14 protein-coding genes and 1 pseudogene are annotated in these 15,291 nt (G+C 33.0%); 14 read left to right on the forward strand and 1 reads right to left on the reverse strand.

Annotated elements, in window-relative coordinates; genetic code table 11:
• Window positions 1-510: 510 nt before the first annotated feature.
• From ACY1IQ_RS05175 to ACY1IQ_RS05195, 5 genes are all read left to right on the forward strand, one after another.
• Window positions 511-1,377: a transglutaminase-like domain-containing protein gene (locus ACY1IQ_RS05175; RefSeq protein WP_461612959.1), complete on the forward strand. Its 867-nt coding sequence runs from the start codon at window positions 511-513 to the stop codon at window positions 1,375-1,377.
• Between the two features lie 14 nt (window positions 1,378-1,391).
• Window positions 1,392-2,258: an AraC family transcriptional regulator gene (locus ACY1IQ_RS05180; RefSeq protein ID WP_461612960.1), complete on the forward strand. Its 867-nt coding sequence runs from the start codon at window positions 1,392-1,394 to the stop codon at window positions 2,256-2,258.
• Window positions 2,259-2,548: 290 nt separating this feature from the next.
• Window positions 2,549-3,145 carry a TetR/AcrR family transcriptional regulator gene (locus tag ACY1IQ_RS05185; RefSeq protein ID WP_461612961.1) on the forward strand — a complete coding sequence of 199 codons (597 nt, stop codon included), beginning with the start codon at window positions 2,549-2,551 and terminating at the stop codon, window positions 3,143-3,145.
• A 13-nt stretch (window positions 3,146-3,158) separates the two neighbouring features.
• A complete protein-coding gene (locus tag ACY1IQ_RS05190) occupies window positions 3,159-3,695 on the forward strand; it encodes a GNAT family N-acetyltransferase (RefSeq protein WP_461612962.1) in 537 nt (178 codons plus the stop codon).
• A 182-nt stretch (window positions 3,696-3,877) separates the two neighbouring features.
• Window positions 3,878-4,411 carry an AAA family ATPase gene (locus ACY1IQ_RS05195; protein ID WP_461612963.1) on the forward strand — a complete coding sequence of 178 codons (534 nt, stop codon included), beginning with the start codon at window positions 3,878-3,880 and terminating at the stop codon, window positions 4,409-4,411.
• 535 nt (window positions 4,412-4,946) lie between these two features.
• Here ACY1IQ_RS05195 and ACY1IQ_RS05200 read toward each other — a convergent pair.
• Window positions 4,947-5,489: a hypothetical protein gene (locus ACY1IQ_RS05200; RefSeq protein ID WP_461612964.1), complete on the reverse strand. Its 543-nt coding sequence runs from the start codon at window positions 5,487-5,489 to the stop codon at window positions 4,947-4,949.
• 455 nt (window positions 5,490-5,944) lie between these two features.
• Between ACY1IQ_RS05200 and ACY1IQ_RS05205 the strand changes: the two genes are divergently transcribed.
• The 9 genes and pseudogenes from ACY1IQ_RS05205 (at window position 5,945) to ACY1IQ_RS05245 (ending at window position 15,220) form a co-directional block, all read left to right on the forward strand.
• Window positions 5,945-6,757: a group II intron maturase-specific domain-containing protein gene (locus tag ACY1IQ_RS05205; RefSeq protein ID WP_461612965.1), complete on the forward strand. Its 813-nt coding sequence runs from the start codon at window positions 5,945-5,947 to the stop codon at window positions 6,755-6,757.
• A 287-nt stretch (window positions 6,758-7,044) separates the two neighbouring features.
• Window positions 7,045-7,533 carry a MarR family winged helix-turn-helix transcriptional regulator gene (locus ACY1IQ_RS05210; protein ID WP_461612966.1) on the forward strand — a complete coding sequence of 163 codons (489 nt, stop codon included), beginning with the start codon at window positions 7,045-7,047 and terminating at the stop codon, window positions 7,531-7,533.
• Window position 7,534: 1 nt separating this feature from the next.
• Complete coding sequence (locus ACY1IQ_RS05215) at window positions 7,535-7,771, forward strand: serine hydrolase (protein ID WP_461612967.1); 237 nt, start codon at window positions 7,535-7,537, stop codon at window positions 7,769-7,771.
• 196 nt (window positions 7,772-7,967) lie between these two features.
• A complete protein-coding gene (locus tag ACY1IQ_RS05220; protein ID WP_461612968.1) occupies window positions 7,968-10,016 on the forward strand; it encodes a serine hydrolase domain-containing protein in 2,049 nt (682 codons plus the stop codon).
• Between the two features lie 164 nt (window positions 10,017-10,180).
• Window positions 10,181-10,438, forward strand: a complete 258-nt coding sequence (locus ACY1IQ_RS05225; protein WP_461613050.1) for a CPBP family glutamic-type intramembrane protease — start codon at window positions 10,181-10,183, stop codon at window positions 10,436-10,438.
• A gap of 686 nt (window positions 10,439-11,124) precedes the next feature.
• Window positions 11,125-11,340, forward strand: a complete 216-nt coding sequence (locus ACY1IQ_RS05230; protein WP_461612969.1) for an ATP-binding protein — start codon at window positions 11,125-11,127, stop codon at window positions 11,338-11,340.
• Window positions 11,341-11,350: 10 nt separating this feature from the next.
• A pseudogene (locus ACY1IQ_RS05235) lies at window positions 11,351-11,497 on the forward strand (ATP-binding protein); the annotation flags it as partial.
• Window positions 11,498-11,624: 127 nt separating this feature from the next.
• Window positions 11,625-13,382, forward strand: a complete 1,758-nt coding sequence (locus ACY1IQ_RS05240) for an ABC transporter ATP-binding protein (protein WP_461612970.1) — start codon at window positions 11,625-11,627, stop codon at window positions 13,380-13,382.
• A complete protein-coding gene (locus ACY1IQ_RS05245) occupies window positions 13,379-15,220 on the forward strand; it encodes an ABC transporter ATP-binding protein (protein ID WP_461612971.1) in 1,842 nt (613 codons plus the stop codon). Before ACY1IQ_RS05240 ends, ACY1IQ_RS05245 begins: the two co-directional genes overlap by 4 nt.
• Window positions 15,221-15,291 lie beyond the last annotated feature (71 nt).

The following is a 15,291-nucleotide window of genomic DNA, read 5'->3' on the forward strand; positions in this document are numbered from 1 at the left end:
GATTTGATAAAGGGGAAGCTATAAAAATAATTTTCCTACTTTCTTATTTTGTATAAAAGTACACCCCAAAACACAAAATTATCCCATACTTTCTTATTTAATGGAACATAAAATCCATCTAAGCAGCTCTGCTAGTGCAACCGTATCCATATGAGGTATTACATAAGTTCTATGCTAAATGGCAAAAAAATTTTATGTTATAACTATTTAGCAAAGTCTATTCCCATGGGGTAAACTGCTATTCTTATGCTTTTTCTTCTAAATGCTCACTATAAATCAATTTCTTAATTCAGCTTGAAGTGTTTTTAGCAATTCTTCTTTTCTCCAGTAATTCTAATATCAGGCTGGTACCTTCCCTAACCTAAAGTAAGGCAAGGTGTAGGATACATTCTATAAATCGCACAAAATATCACTCATCATCATTGAACGGCACATTATAATTATATTAATACAGATAAGGAATGTAAGAAACAATATGATATTTAATTGATGATTGGAGTGAGGATTGTAATGAAAAATATCCTTAAGCTTTATCAAGAGCATGATATTATGACAGAAATTAAAACAATGAAACACATGGTTACAGATATACCAAAGGATATCAAAACTATTGTTACCTATGTACAAAATATTCTATTGCATCAGCATTGGAGTGAAGTTTATGGATTGGAACTCAGCGATGAAAGAAAGAAGGAACCATTCATACGGAGCTTTGAAGATAAGCTTATTTTCTTAAATAAGCTAGGTTTCACTCACGTATCCGAGCAAAGAACAAATGAAAATAAAATGATATCCATATGCCGTGACTTTTCCGTAGTTGCTGCAGCACTTTGCCGTGAAGCCGGTATACCTGCCAGAGCAAGATGTGGCTTTGCAAGCTACCTTGAAAAAGACAAGTATATCGACCACTGGGTACTTGAATACTGGAATGAAGAGAAGAAAAAGTGGATAATGGTTGATGCACAACTGGATGTTCTCCAGCAAAGGGTACTTGGACTGCCTTTTGATCCTCTGGATGTAAGTGAGAACTATTTTATAACAGGGGCAAGAGCCTGGTTGTTGTGTAGAGAAGGGAAGCTTAATCCTGAGTTGTTCGGCATTTTCAAATGGTGGGGATATGATTATTTAAGATGTAATTTAATCCTTGATGCTAATTCATTACTAAAGGTGCCCATGCAGCCCTGGGATATGTGGAAAGGGTATAAGAGCCTTCCAATAGAAGAATGGATAGAAAAAGATTATAAGGTTATGGATGAACTATCCATACTTGATTTAAATGGAGATAATAATCTTGAGGCTTTATACGAATATGTTCAAATTAATGATAAAATAAAAGTACCCGAGGATTTAAGTGAAGTTATAAATAGTCTGGAATAAGGTGATGATTGAATATGTCCTATGTATATTCTCTAGAAAAAGCAATAAATTATATAGAGAGTCATTTATATGATGACATTGATTTATCTTCTATCGCAAAGGAAGCGGGCTATTCTCTTTATCATTTCCATCGTATTTTTAAAAGTGCAGTAGGAGATTCACTTAAAGACTATATCAGAAAAAGAAGAATAACGGAAGCGGCAAAGGAATTGGTATATACGGACATGCCTATTGTGGACATAGGTATAAAATATGGCTATGAATCAAGGGAGGCCTTCAGCAGAGCCTTCGAAAAAGTTTATGGAAGAAATCCCTCTGAAGTACGAAACGGCAAATTGCTTTATTTTATAAGGGAACCAATGAATTTTGATTATATGCTGTTTAAGTATAAACTAATGAAAGAAGGATTAACTCCTTTATACAGGAAACTTCCGGAAAGATATGTAGTAGGTAAAAGGACAAAAGTGAAGGCAGATGGGAGCAACCTCCAGGATATACCGCTGCTATGGCATAAGTGGAATAGTGAAAAGGAAGGCGAAAAAATAATAGAGCGGAAGTATATAGATGAATGTATGGGCATTTGCATATTTTCTGATGGAGATGATTTTGAGTATATGATAGGTCATGAAGTTAATTCCACAAATTATGTTCCTGAGAATATGGAGATATATAGACTGGAATCTTCGCTTTATGCAATTTTTAGAACTCTTGGCCCTATAACCGAAAGTGTACAAAAAACCTGGGATTATATATATTCGGTATGGTTAATTGAATCGGAATATGAGCATGCTGGTATTCACGATATTGAATATTACTATTTTAATCAGGGAGAACTCACTGCAGATCTTTATGTGCCAGTAGTCTCTAAAAATATAAAATAATTTATATCCCATATAAAGACAAGGTTTAAGTTTCTTGGTCTTGATATAAAAGTTGAAAGCAAAGAAAAAATGAGGAACTTTTATCTCTATTAAAAAAGAAATAAAAACATTCTATTTAATTGATATTTACCTAAGCAGACAAAGGCAATGCAAGCATCACAGTTTGATTTAGTGTTGGAAAAGAACAAAGACAACTGGAAGATTGCCAAGAAATAGTATTGACAAATTCACTATTCAGTCCTACACTAAAATAGACACTAGTGTCTATTTTAGTGTAGGGGGTGACTTTAATGCCACAGGTAAGTGAGAAATATTTAGAAGCACGAAAAAGTAAGATAGCAAAAGCTGCTGTTAATGTTTTTTCTAAGAAAGGTTATTCTAATGCCACGATGAAAGACATTATGGATGAAGCCAAAATATCGAGGGGTGGTTTATATGCACATTTTGAAAATATTGATTCTGTTTTTGTAGCTGCATTAAAATATGATGATTTTTTAAATATGAAATCAGTTTTAAGCCCTAATCCTAAAGAACTCTTATTACCACAGTTAAAAGATTGGATTCAGAAAACAGTATTGTCAATACAAAATTCAGAAACGAATTTAGTACGTGCAAAATCAGAATTTTTCCTTTCACATGATGTTTCTGAAATTCCATATTTACGAGAAAGGCATGAAAAGCTTGCGAATGCTATTCAGTTGTTCATTAATATGGGAATTGAGGCGGGAGAATTTAGAGATAAAATTGATGTAAATTCCTTTGCTGAATTACTTATCGCAATGATTGATGGAATTATGTTACAACAATATAATCAATTTTGCCCCAGTATTAAACTTTCTAAAATATTTGATTTACTGAATACGATGATTGAGAGTATTTTATCTTAAGGAGGAGCATATAATGTTTGAAAATGAAGTGATAAGATTACGAAAAATTTCTTTAAATGATTATTCTACCTATCATAATTGGCGTAACGACATAGAGGTTATGCAAAGTACTAGTCCACAACTCGATATGTATACTTTGGAAGAAACGGAAGAATACATCTCAGCAATAGCCACTCAATCTAATGCTAAGGGTTATATTATTGAGTATAAAGAAACTAATCAAGCAGTCGGTATCATTTCTTTAATAAATATAGATTATAAGAATCGCTCTGCTGAGTGTATTATTGATATCGGAGTAAAAGAGATGTGGGGAAAAGGAATCGGTACAGCTGCTATTTCTTTAATACTAGAGTTTGCATTTAATGAGTTAAATTTACATCGAATATATTTGCAAGTATTTTCGTTCAATGAAAGAGGCATAAAGCTTTATGAAAAAATGGGTTTTATACATGAAGGGAAATTACGTCAGGCACTCTATCGCAATGGAAGTTGGCATGATATTGTCATTATGAGTATTTTGAAGAACGAATATCCATCTGTGAGCTTATAAATAAGCTCACACAGGAAGTCGTAGGCAAAATTGGCCTTTTAAAAGAGACTGTAGACCATGAAGAAGTTTAGGGAATCAGATATATCTTGATTAGAAAATATTATGGAAACGGATATGCAACTGAAGGAGCAAAAACAATGGTAGGCTATGCGTTTAAATTAAATTTTTTTAGGAGGTGTTTTATGAGACGATATATTCTAACAGGTACACCAGGAAGTGGAAAAACTTCAATTATTAGATTATTAGAAACAATGGGTTATTTGGTAGTAGAAGAAGCCGCAACTGATATAATTGCTTTAGAGCAAGTACAAGGTAATGCTGAGCCATGGAAGGATGCGTCCTTTATTAATAAAATTGTGGAATTGCAAAAACAAAGGCAAGTACAGCTTTCAGCTCTTCCATCTAAAGTTCAAATTTATGACCGCTCAGTTTTTTGCACATATGCTCTAAGTAAATATCTTGGATATCAACCATCTAAAGATATTATGGAAGAAATAAATAGAATTGAGAATGAACAAATCTATCAGAAGACAGTATTCTTTATTGAGAATTTGGGTTTTTGTCAGCCCTCAGAGGCAAGAAAGATTAGCTTTGAGGAAGCTTTATGTTTTGAAGATATTCATGAAAAAACGTATAAGTCCTTTGGATATACGTGTATAAAAATTCCACCCGGAAGTGTAATTGAGCGAGCACGCAAAATTATAAGCATGTTATAAAATTTATTTTCGTCTTGCCCTTATTTTATTTTTATCAAAATTTATAAAAGTTAATTATAATAGATATCTCACATTTTTATATAATGCATAGCAATGAGGGAGAATAACAAGTTAATCTCATCAAGAACACAAATAACTATTCTTTGAAAATGAATGAGCAGGCGTATTTTCTAAAGAAGACACCCTGCTTTTTTATGCCTTTTTTAGAGTTCAAAATCTATCACTTCAATAAAGAATGGAGGAAATCATAATGGTAAACGAAACAATACATATCTTTTTCTTCTCTGAACATCATTCTCTATTCTCAAAGCGAGTACATATTAGATGAGTCTTCAGATGAAATCACTCCGTCGGAGGATATGAAATATGAGGACATCATTCTCGCTACCATCACTAAAGAGAATCAATATTTTGAAAATCATCGCGACCATGCAGAATATCTTGATGAAGGTCCCATGAAAGAAAAGGCGTATAGCCTGTACCCGTCAGCGAAAATCCACGATGGTGATGGATACATCATAAATAAATCCTTTGCTCATTTTATCTCCTGTACTGAATTCATTACTAAATCCATCAGATGAATGCCGTTCGCTCCTCCTATTGATAAACCCTCCAAGCAACCTGTACAATAGCATACAACTTTATCAGTCTTAAATTGAGCACAGTGTTTTTGCATCAAAACTCTTTGTTCTTCTTCAGTACGAGGAACAAATTTATCTCCTGCATTCTCAATAAATCGCACTGGGGCAAAACGCTCATAACGGGTAGAGTATGGCTTTAAAAGAGATATTCCACAATAATCAGCTTTGTCATATGATGCTTCAATTTCTTCGATTATAATATTCATGCGACTTAAGATACTACGGACAGCATTTTGTAGTACACTATTATCATAGGTCCTCCAACAATCCTGTACAGTAATCACTTCGCCATGGTAATCAGGCCATGGAAAATCATTGTCTTCATCTAAAATCTCCCATACGCTGATTGACTTTATCTGAGGGGAATGTTCTTGGAGAAAAGCCCCACATGTAGGACATACATATACTGCTATATCTTCATCCGATACTCCGCTCATATTTCTACTGCAACAGCCTGTGATGTGCATGTCAAATCGTTTTTTCAGATAGTTTTGAATTTTATCACTATTTATAGGTGAGTGTGCAGTGTATTTGCACCCCGGAAAATAAGTTAATGACATAGTAATCCCTCCTTTATCAACATATAGGTCCCAACTATGTTCATAAATACATTCTGTTATGTCAATCTGCTTTCTACTACAAAGACCTACTAGTAGGTATTATTATATATTATTTAAGTATGGAAGTAAAACAAATCCCGCAAATGGGACAGCTTTTCAACTTCTCCTAAAAAGGGTTTATTGACACTCTGAATCACATAATAGCTACTGGTTTTTATTATTAACATTTACATATAAGGGACGGTTCGTAATTATATCTTATGATAAGAAAAACAATAGGAGAAAAGGGGCTCTGCTTTAATCATGATTAACGGTAAGGTAAGGGATAGTGCATGCCAATCATTGGACAACAACACTCAATAGAAAAATCACGACAACTTCAACGTAATCTATATCTAGCGGCCAATAAGGATAAACAGCGCAGATTTCATGCGTTGTATGACCGTATCTATCGCCTGGATATTTTGTGGCGGGCATGGAAAGAAGTACGGGCAAACAAAGGAAGTGCAGGAATAGATGATATTACTTTTGAAATGATTGAAGAATACGGAGTAGAGGAATACCTGTTAGATATTCAGGAAGATATACAGAGCGGGAAATATAGACCACAGCCGGTAAAAAGGGTATATGTACCAAAACCAGATGGAAACCGAGCCAAAACGACCGTATCCCATGTCAGCAAGATTATATATCCTGGATATGCATTTTATCGAAGCAAAGGAAAGTGTAGATTCCGAGTTCATCCAAAGTCAGTGGAGAAAATGAGGAACAAAATCAGAGAACTGACGAAGAAAAATAATGGATGGGGAAATGAATATCGTAGACTGAAATTAAAAGAATACATTAGAGGATGGATAAACTATTTCTCACTCGCAGACATGAAACAACTAACGACACTTGCAGATGAATGGTTGCGTAGAAAAATTCGAGCAATCTACTGGAAACAATGGAAGAAAGTAAAAACAAGGTATCGGAACCTAAGAGCCTTGGAACTACCAGAGTGGAAAGTACATAAATTAGTCAATAGCAGAAAAGGATACTGGAGAATGGCACAAGTGTTAAGCTGTGCCATGACAAATAAAATAATAGCCCAACTTGGATATATGTCCATGTTAGACTATTATCTGGAAATTTGTGAAAACTAAAGAACCGTCATATACCGAACGGTACGCACGTCGGTGTGGGAGGTCGGCTAATCAACTAAGGTTAGCCTTCTACCCGATATACCAAGGGAATATCAATATGTTCTAATGTGTACAAGAGCGAGATTGGGGTTTGGTTTTCTTTCTATTAAATTAAAAAGCTTTTTTAAGTCGAAATATGATTAGCATATGGAATTCACCTTTTATTGGTATTTTTCTAAATATTTCTTGACAAAAACATTAGGTGACTTTATGATTAAGGTAACTTAAATATTAAGGAGAATGAAATATTGGCTTCAGGGATGGATAATGAGAGGGAAAATGAATTATTCAATTTGGTTACAGAAATTAATGAGATAACTTATTCCATGAATGCTCGTTTGATAAAAGAGTATTGGTCTTTACTTACTGAAGATCTTTTAACCAAACAAATTATATTAATGGATTTAGTGAAAAAAGAATCCAGATTATCAATAAGTCAACTGGCTGAATTCACGAATGTTACTTCAAGTGCTGTAAGTCAGATTGTATCTAAATTAGAAAAAGAGAAATATCTATTAAGGACAATTAATCCTAATAATAGAAGAGAAATAATTGTACAGTTGGATGAGCAAGGACACAATTACTATTCAAAAGAAGAGAAGATTAACAAGGAAATTGTGAATCGTTTTTATTCTCGTCTGAAAACGGAAGAAGTGATACAATTACCAAACATTTTAGTAAAACTTAATCATGTAGTTGAAGATGAATTGTCAAGAGAAGAAATGAAAGGAGAATAAAATGACTGATAGGAGAGTAATATTAAAAAGATTTTTTGATGAAATTGAATCTAAAAAATTAATTAATGGAACTGTCTTGATAGCTAAGGATGGTGAAATATTATATAAAGGAGCTTTTGGTGAGGCTGAGCTGGATTCTAAAGGAAAACTAAAAATAAATTCGATATTTAATCTTGCATCCGTTTCAAAACCGATAACTGCTTTGGGTATAATCAAATTTACTAGCACATTAGGTTAATTTATAATTTTTTTATTTTTATACATAAGTTTTGATTGAAGAAGAATTTACTTATGGTTAACTATACTAAAAGTTTAAATAGAGATTTCAGAAAAATATGTTTGTAGAATTACATGATTCATAATTCACAAAAAATAAATATTTCGAATAAATATATATAATTTGATAGTATTAAATAGATAAAGGAGTATATTATATGAAAAAATTAATATGTATGATTGTTTTAATGGGCATATTATCTACTTTTTTAATGGGATGTGTTCCAAATGAGATAGATAATAGTTTTAAAAAAGAAGTTAAAGAAATTGCAGATATTTTAGTTTCGGATTATGATGTTATGAGTTTACAATATGGAATAATTGATAATGGAAAAATTGTATTATCTGATAATAGCGGTATATATGGTAAATTTACTCATAATGAAATAGATGAAAATACAATGTATGGAATTGCATCTTTGAGTAAAATATATGTTTCAGCTGCAATAATGATTCTTGTAGATCAAGGAAAAATTGATATAGACAGTCCAGTAACAAAGTATTTGCCAGATTTTAGAATGGATGATATTAGATATAAGGATATAACAGTAAGGATTCTTCTTAATCATTCTTCTGGATTATATGGTTCCCATTATTATAATGGTACTACATTAGGAGTTAGTGATAGGTTTGTTCAAGATAATTTGCTTAAAAATATGCAAAATGAAAAATTACATTCTAATCCTGGAGAATTTTCTGTATACTGTAATGATGGATTTCAACTTTTAGAGCTAATAGTGGAATCAGTTAGTGGTACCAGTTATACTGAATTTCTAGAAGAAAAAATAAATAAACCTTTAGGATTAAAAAATACAAAAACTTCATTTAGTGATTTTGATAGAGATAGATTAGCTAAAATATATGATGCTTCAATAGATAAGGAATTACCTACAGTAAATATAAATTTACTGGGAACTGGTGGAATATATTCTACAGCAGAGGATATCCTAAGATTTTCAGAAGTTCTAATGGGAAATAAAGAAGAAATATTATCAAAAAAATCTGCTTTGAGAATGCAAGAAGATGAGTATAAAAATGGCATATGGGTTGAAGATAATAATAACACTGGATATGGTCTAGGCTGGGATTCTACTAATCTGTGGCCATTTAGTAAATATGGTATAAAAGCAGTTATAAAGGGAGGAGATGGGTCATATCATTCTAGTTTAATAGTTTTACCAGAGTATAATATATCTATGGCTGTAGTATCTTCAGATGGATTGTCTATCTATAATCAAGCATTTGCATCAACTGTATTGATTAAATATTTAAAGGAAAAAAATATAGTAAAAGATGTAGATTTTGAAGAAAAATTTGAAGAACCAAAGGCAGTAGAAATTCCAAATAATTTATTTAAATATGAAGGAATATATGGAAATGGGACTGTTAGTGGAGTAACATATGAAATAAAATTTGATAAAAATAGTTTTATAATGCCTGAGAGATTAGATGGGCTATTACCATCTAAAAAGTTTGTATATGTTGGCAATGAAGAGTTTAAAACTGAAGATGGGACAATGATTTTAAAATTTATAGAGGCAAAAAATAATAAGATATATATGCAAACAAAAGGATATTTAAATCTACCAGGAGTGGGACAATTTCTAAATACAGAGTTTGAGAGCGTGAAATTGGATAAAAATATTGTTCCTGAAACAGTCATGAGAAAATGGAAAGATAGAGAAAATAAAAGATACTTTGCCATAGGAGAACATAAATATTCAGATATGTATTTAAATTATGCTATGTTGGTTAAGAAAATGTATTTGGATGAAAAATCTGGATATATCCTAAATAATAAGATTATTGATGAAAATAATGGAATAAATATTATAGAAATTCCTGTGGCAAATGGGCGAGATTTAACAGATTTAAATTTTTATGAAAAAGATGGAGTAGAATATTTAAAAACAATAGATATGACTTTTATCAAAGAAGATTTCATAGAGCCTATAGGAAATGGTATAGATTTAGTGGAAATAGAAGAAAATGGATATGCAAAATGGTTTAAGGTAGACGAAAAAAGTAAAAATAAAATGATTGAGGTTGAATCACCAAAGGGTGGAAATTTTGCAGTGTATGATGAAAATGGACAATGTATAATATTAAATTCTGTGATGGGAAAAGATAAAAGTAGACTACCAGAGGATGGTTTCATAGTATTTGTTGGTAATAAAGAAGATGTATTTAAAATAAAAATAAGATAATAAAATGCCATAACTTTTCAATTGCATTGGAAAGTTATGATATTATTGTATGAGCATATAGAAATAGCACCTCAAAGTATCCAGGAGAGTTTCAAAAAATTAGGCTGGCTGATCTTTTGCCTATCGTGAGTGGGGTGACGGCAGTTCTTCTTTCAAAGCTTATCATGCCGGATTTTTACATCCATGTTTTAGAGCGCACCAAACCTATACTGTTTTTTGATAAGCTTCCTGCGTTGATTATACAGCTGCTTATTTTAGCATTTACAGAAGAAGTGGTTTTTCGTGGATTATTGCAAGCCCAAATAAGTACAAGGATAAGACCGGCTTATGCCATTACCATTACCTCATTCTTTTTTTCTATTGCTCATTATTCTTCCGTGCAATTAGTATTGTGCTCTACGATTTATTTTTCATTTTTGTAGACAGCATATTGTACGGTATTATATTTGAGAAGAAAAAAAGTGTCTATGCCTGCTGGAGTTCACATTTTTTGGCCAATGCGGTGGGGGGAGGGATTGTTTTATTTTTAGTTTAATAAATAAGACTTCAAGAAATAATATGCTTCTCAAAGAAACTTAAATCTGGGGGCGGCAGGAGTTCTTATTTTAAAACTGTGTATTACTAATAAAAGAGCTTCTATGGTATATTAGGACCCACCAGGTTTAAGCGGCATTCTTTTTATCTCCTAAAGGCATGTGGAGACCATAGTTGCAATACATCGGACAGGTATATAAAAATCCTTAATTTTAGGCACTTTGAGAGACATTTTAGCTTTTCTCAAGTAGACCCAAAAGAGAAGAAAGAAATAATTTCTGATGGCGTAAATGTATCTGTAGTTCTTGATATGGTGTCTCGAAACACATGAATTTACAGTTCATAAAATAATGTTATTATAATCATTCAATTAAATAGTAAAGATTGTGGAGGTCGCTTATTTTCAACCTTTTGAGAATGAGTGTTTTTTTGTATCTAAAAATAGAACTCAGAAAACAAAAAATAATGTACTTAATTTGACCAAAGTTGAGAATCAAAGCATTCTAACGACATTTCTCAATTTAATCTCTCGGAGCAATTGCGAAACAGTGTATTAATGTTAGAGAATAAGTAGATGCAAAAAGGAATCTCAATTACTGTGGAATTTAATGAGTATTATATTGAAGCATGTGAAAAATTATTAAAGCAAGTGTGGATTAATATTTTGAATAATTCCATTAAGTTTTCACCAACTCATAGTTATATTAAGATTGAATTGATAGAAGAACATGATTTTATTACTGTATCCATCATTAATCATGGGCCAGAGATGAGTCAGGAGGAATTATAATAAATTTTGGAAAGGTGATACCTCTCATGCCTCGGAAGGTAGGGGAATTGGTTTATCCATTGCAAAACGAATTGTAGAACTTCATAAAGGGAAATTTGATGTAATAGCTCAAAGGAGCGAACAAAATTTTCTGTTATTTTACCAAAATAGAGTATAATAATATATTGATTAGAGTAATTGTTTTAGGACAATTGCTCTTTTTTTTAATATAAATGTATGATGAGTTTAGTTTCAGTTTCTTTTTATGCGATATGATATTCCTAACTTACAGAAAGGAGAATCATATGATTAAATTATTTAAAAATTTAACGAAAAAGGAATGGTTATTTGTGGGAATCAGCCTTGTGTTTATTATAGCACAGGTATGGTTGGATCTAAAATTACCAGAGTATATGAGTGAAATTACAATGTTGGTGCAGATCGAAGGTAGCACAATGAGTGAAATCTTAACTGCAGGAGGAAAGATGTTGACATGTGCACTAGGAAGTCTTGTTGGTTCCGTCATTGTTGCTGCATTAGCTGCAAAAGTTGCTTCCAACTTCGGTGCCAGACTAAGAGGACATCTGTTTGATAAGGTACAGTCCTTTACGATGGAAGAAATCAATAGATTTTCTACATCCAGTTTGATTACAAGATCCACCAACGATATTACACAAGTACAAATGCTTGTTGTAATGGGTTTACAAGTTATGATTAAAGCACCTATTCTAGCAGTATGGGCAATTATGAAAATTTATGGTAAGAGTTGGCAATGGACATTGACAACAGCACTTGCGGTGTTGTTCTTATTAGCTGTTGTTGGTTGTTGTGTAATTTTAGCAATGCCTAAGTTTAAGCAACTTCAAAAATTAACGGATGATCTAAACCGAGTAACGAGAGAGAACCTTACTGGTCTTCGGGTTGTTCGTGCATATAATGCAGAAGAATATCAAGGTAGTAAATTTAAAAAAGCAAATACAGAATTAACTGGAGCTAATTTATTTGCCAACCGTGTAATGGCTATGATGCTACCAAGTATCCAGTTAGTAATGAGTGGTTTATCCTTAGCAATTTATTGGGTGGGAGCGATTCTAATTCAAGAGGCTAGTATGATGGAGAAAATGACATTGTTTTCAGATATGATAGTTTTCTCCTCTTATGCAATGCAAGTAGTTATGGCATTTATGATGCTAATTATGATTTTTATTATGTTGCCTCGTGCTTCCGTTTCTGCGAAACGTATTCTAGAAGTATTAGATACAAAACCAACTATTGTAGATGGACAGATTACGTCTTCAAAAACAGAATGTAAAGGTGAAGTGGAATTCAAAAATGTAAGTTTTAAGTATCCAGATGCAGAGGAATATGTAATACGTAATGTAAGTTTTACTGCAAAAAAGGGGGAAACGGTGGCATTTATCGGTTCCACTGGATGTGGTAAAAGTACGGTAGTGAATTTAGTACCACGTTTTTATGATGTAACAGAAGGAGAAGTTTTAGTAGACGGAATTAATGTGAAGGAATATAGCCAATACGCACTTCATAATAAAATCGGGTATGTATCCCAAAAAGCAACGTTATTTGGAGGAACTATCAAATCGAATGTTGCCTTTGGAGATAATGGGAAGGAAGGATTTCTTGCCACTGATATTATAGAGGCAGTTAGTACTGCCCAAGCAGCTGAATTTGTAGAAGCAAAAGAAGAAAGCTATGATAGTTTTGTAGCACAAGGTGGTGCCAATTTATCTGGTGGACAAAAACAAAGAGTATCCATTGCCCGAGCGATTTGTAGACATCCAGAAATATTTATTTTTGATGATTCCTTCTCAGCACTAGATTATAAGACAGACCGTAAATTACGTGATGCATTAAAACTTGAGTGCGCAGATGCTACCAAACTGGTTGTAGCACAACGTATTGGAACCGTTCGTGATGCAGACAAAATTGTAGTACTTGATGAAGGGGGAGTAGTGGGAATTGATACACATGAACAATTAATGAAAACATGTGAAGTGTATCAACAAATTGCGTATTCACAATTATCGAAGGAGGAGTTAGCATGAGTCATAAAGAAGAATATAAATTAGGGCAAGCTAATCATAGAAAACAAATGGGACCACCAGGACCAGGTATGGGCGGCGGTGGTGAAAAAGCCAAAGACTTTAAGACAACATGGGTAAAGTTACTTCAATATTGTAAAAAATATTGGTTAATTATGGTAATTGCATTACTTTGTGCAGTTATGGGTACTGTGTTAACGTTAATTGGTCCTAACAAATTATCAGAACTTACCGATTTGATTACAAAGGGAATTGTGACTGGAATTGATTTAGATGGTGTTGCTAGAATTGGTTGGACATTGATTATATTTTATGGACTTAGTTTTATGTTGTCATTAATACAAGGTATGGTGATGGCTACTATTACACAAAATGTATCTAAACAGTTACGTGGAGATATTTCTGTTAAGATTAATCGTTTGCCAATGTGGTTTTATAATAAGACAACAACAGGAGATGTGCTATCTCGTGTGACTAATGACGTAGATACCATTGGGCAGTCTCTAAATCAAAGTGTCGGGACATTAGTTTCTGCAATTACTTTATTAGTTGAATCTTTGATTATGATGTTAAAGACTAATGTAATTATGACAATTACAGCAATTGTTGCAACTTGTATTGGATTTGTATTAATGATGCTTATAATGGGAAAATCACAAAAATACTTTGCACATCAGCAACAGCATCTAGGTGAAATCAATGGACATATTGAAGAAATTTATGCTGGGCATACCATTGTAAAAGCTTATAATGGTGAAGCTGAAGCACGAAAGAAATTTGTTTATTTAAATAATGAACTTCGAGAAAGTACTTTTATGGGCCAATGTTTATCAGGGTTAATGATGCCGCTGATGTCGTTTATTGGTAACTTGGGTTATGTTGCAGTTTGTGTAGTTGGTGCTGTTCTTGCAATGAATGGAACGATTTCCTTTGGAGTAATCGTGGCCTTTATATTATATGTAAGATATTTTACACAGCCATTAAGTCAGCTTGCGCAAGCTGCCCAGTCTTTACAATCGGCTGCAGCAGCAGGAGAGCGTGTGTTTGAATTCCTTGAAGCGGAAGAAATGGAAGATGAGTCAACAAAGACAAGAAAGCTTGAAAATGTACAAGGTAAGGTTGATTTTGAAGATGTGCATTTTGGTTATGAAGGGTCAGATAAAACAATTATTAATGATTTCTCGGTTTCCACCAAGCCAGGTCAAAAGGTTGCAATTGTTGGCCCAACTGGAGCAGGGAAAACTACGATTGTAAATCTTTTAATGCGTTTCAATGAAATACAAAGTGGTACAATTAAGATTGATAATATTCCAATTCATCAGTTACGACGTGAGGATGTCCATGCACAATTTTGTATGGTGCTTCAAGATACGTGGATTTTTGAAGGAACGGTACGTGAAAATCTAGTATATTGTACAGAAAATGTTTCTGAACAAAGGTTAGAAGAGGCATGTAAAGCAGTTGGGTTGCATCATTTTATACGTACGCTTCCACATGGATATGATACGGTGTTAAATGATCAAGTGAATCTATCGGCAGGACAAAAACAACAACTTACAATAGCAAGAGCCATGATTGCAGACCGACCAATGTTAATTCTTGATGAAGCTACAAGTTCTGTAGATACTCGTACAGAGTTAATCATTCAAAATGCCATGGATGAGTTAATGAAAGGACGTACTTCATTTATTATTGCCCATAGACTATCAACAATTAAAAATGCGGATTTGATTCTTGTTATGAAAGATGGGGATATCATGGAGAGCGGAAGCCATAACGAATTAATGGAACAAGGCGGATTCTATGCAGACCTATATAATAGTCAGTTCGATGTGGCGTAAATAGGAAGGACAGATTATAATGTTACAATTAAAGAAATATCAAAACAGTATGGTGTTAGTATAATAATCAT

Source organism: Clostridium sp. Marseille-QA1073 (assembly GCF_054863625.1).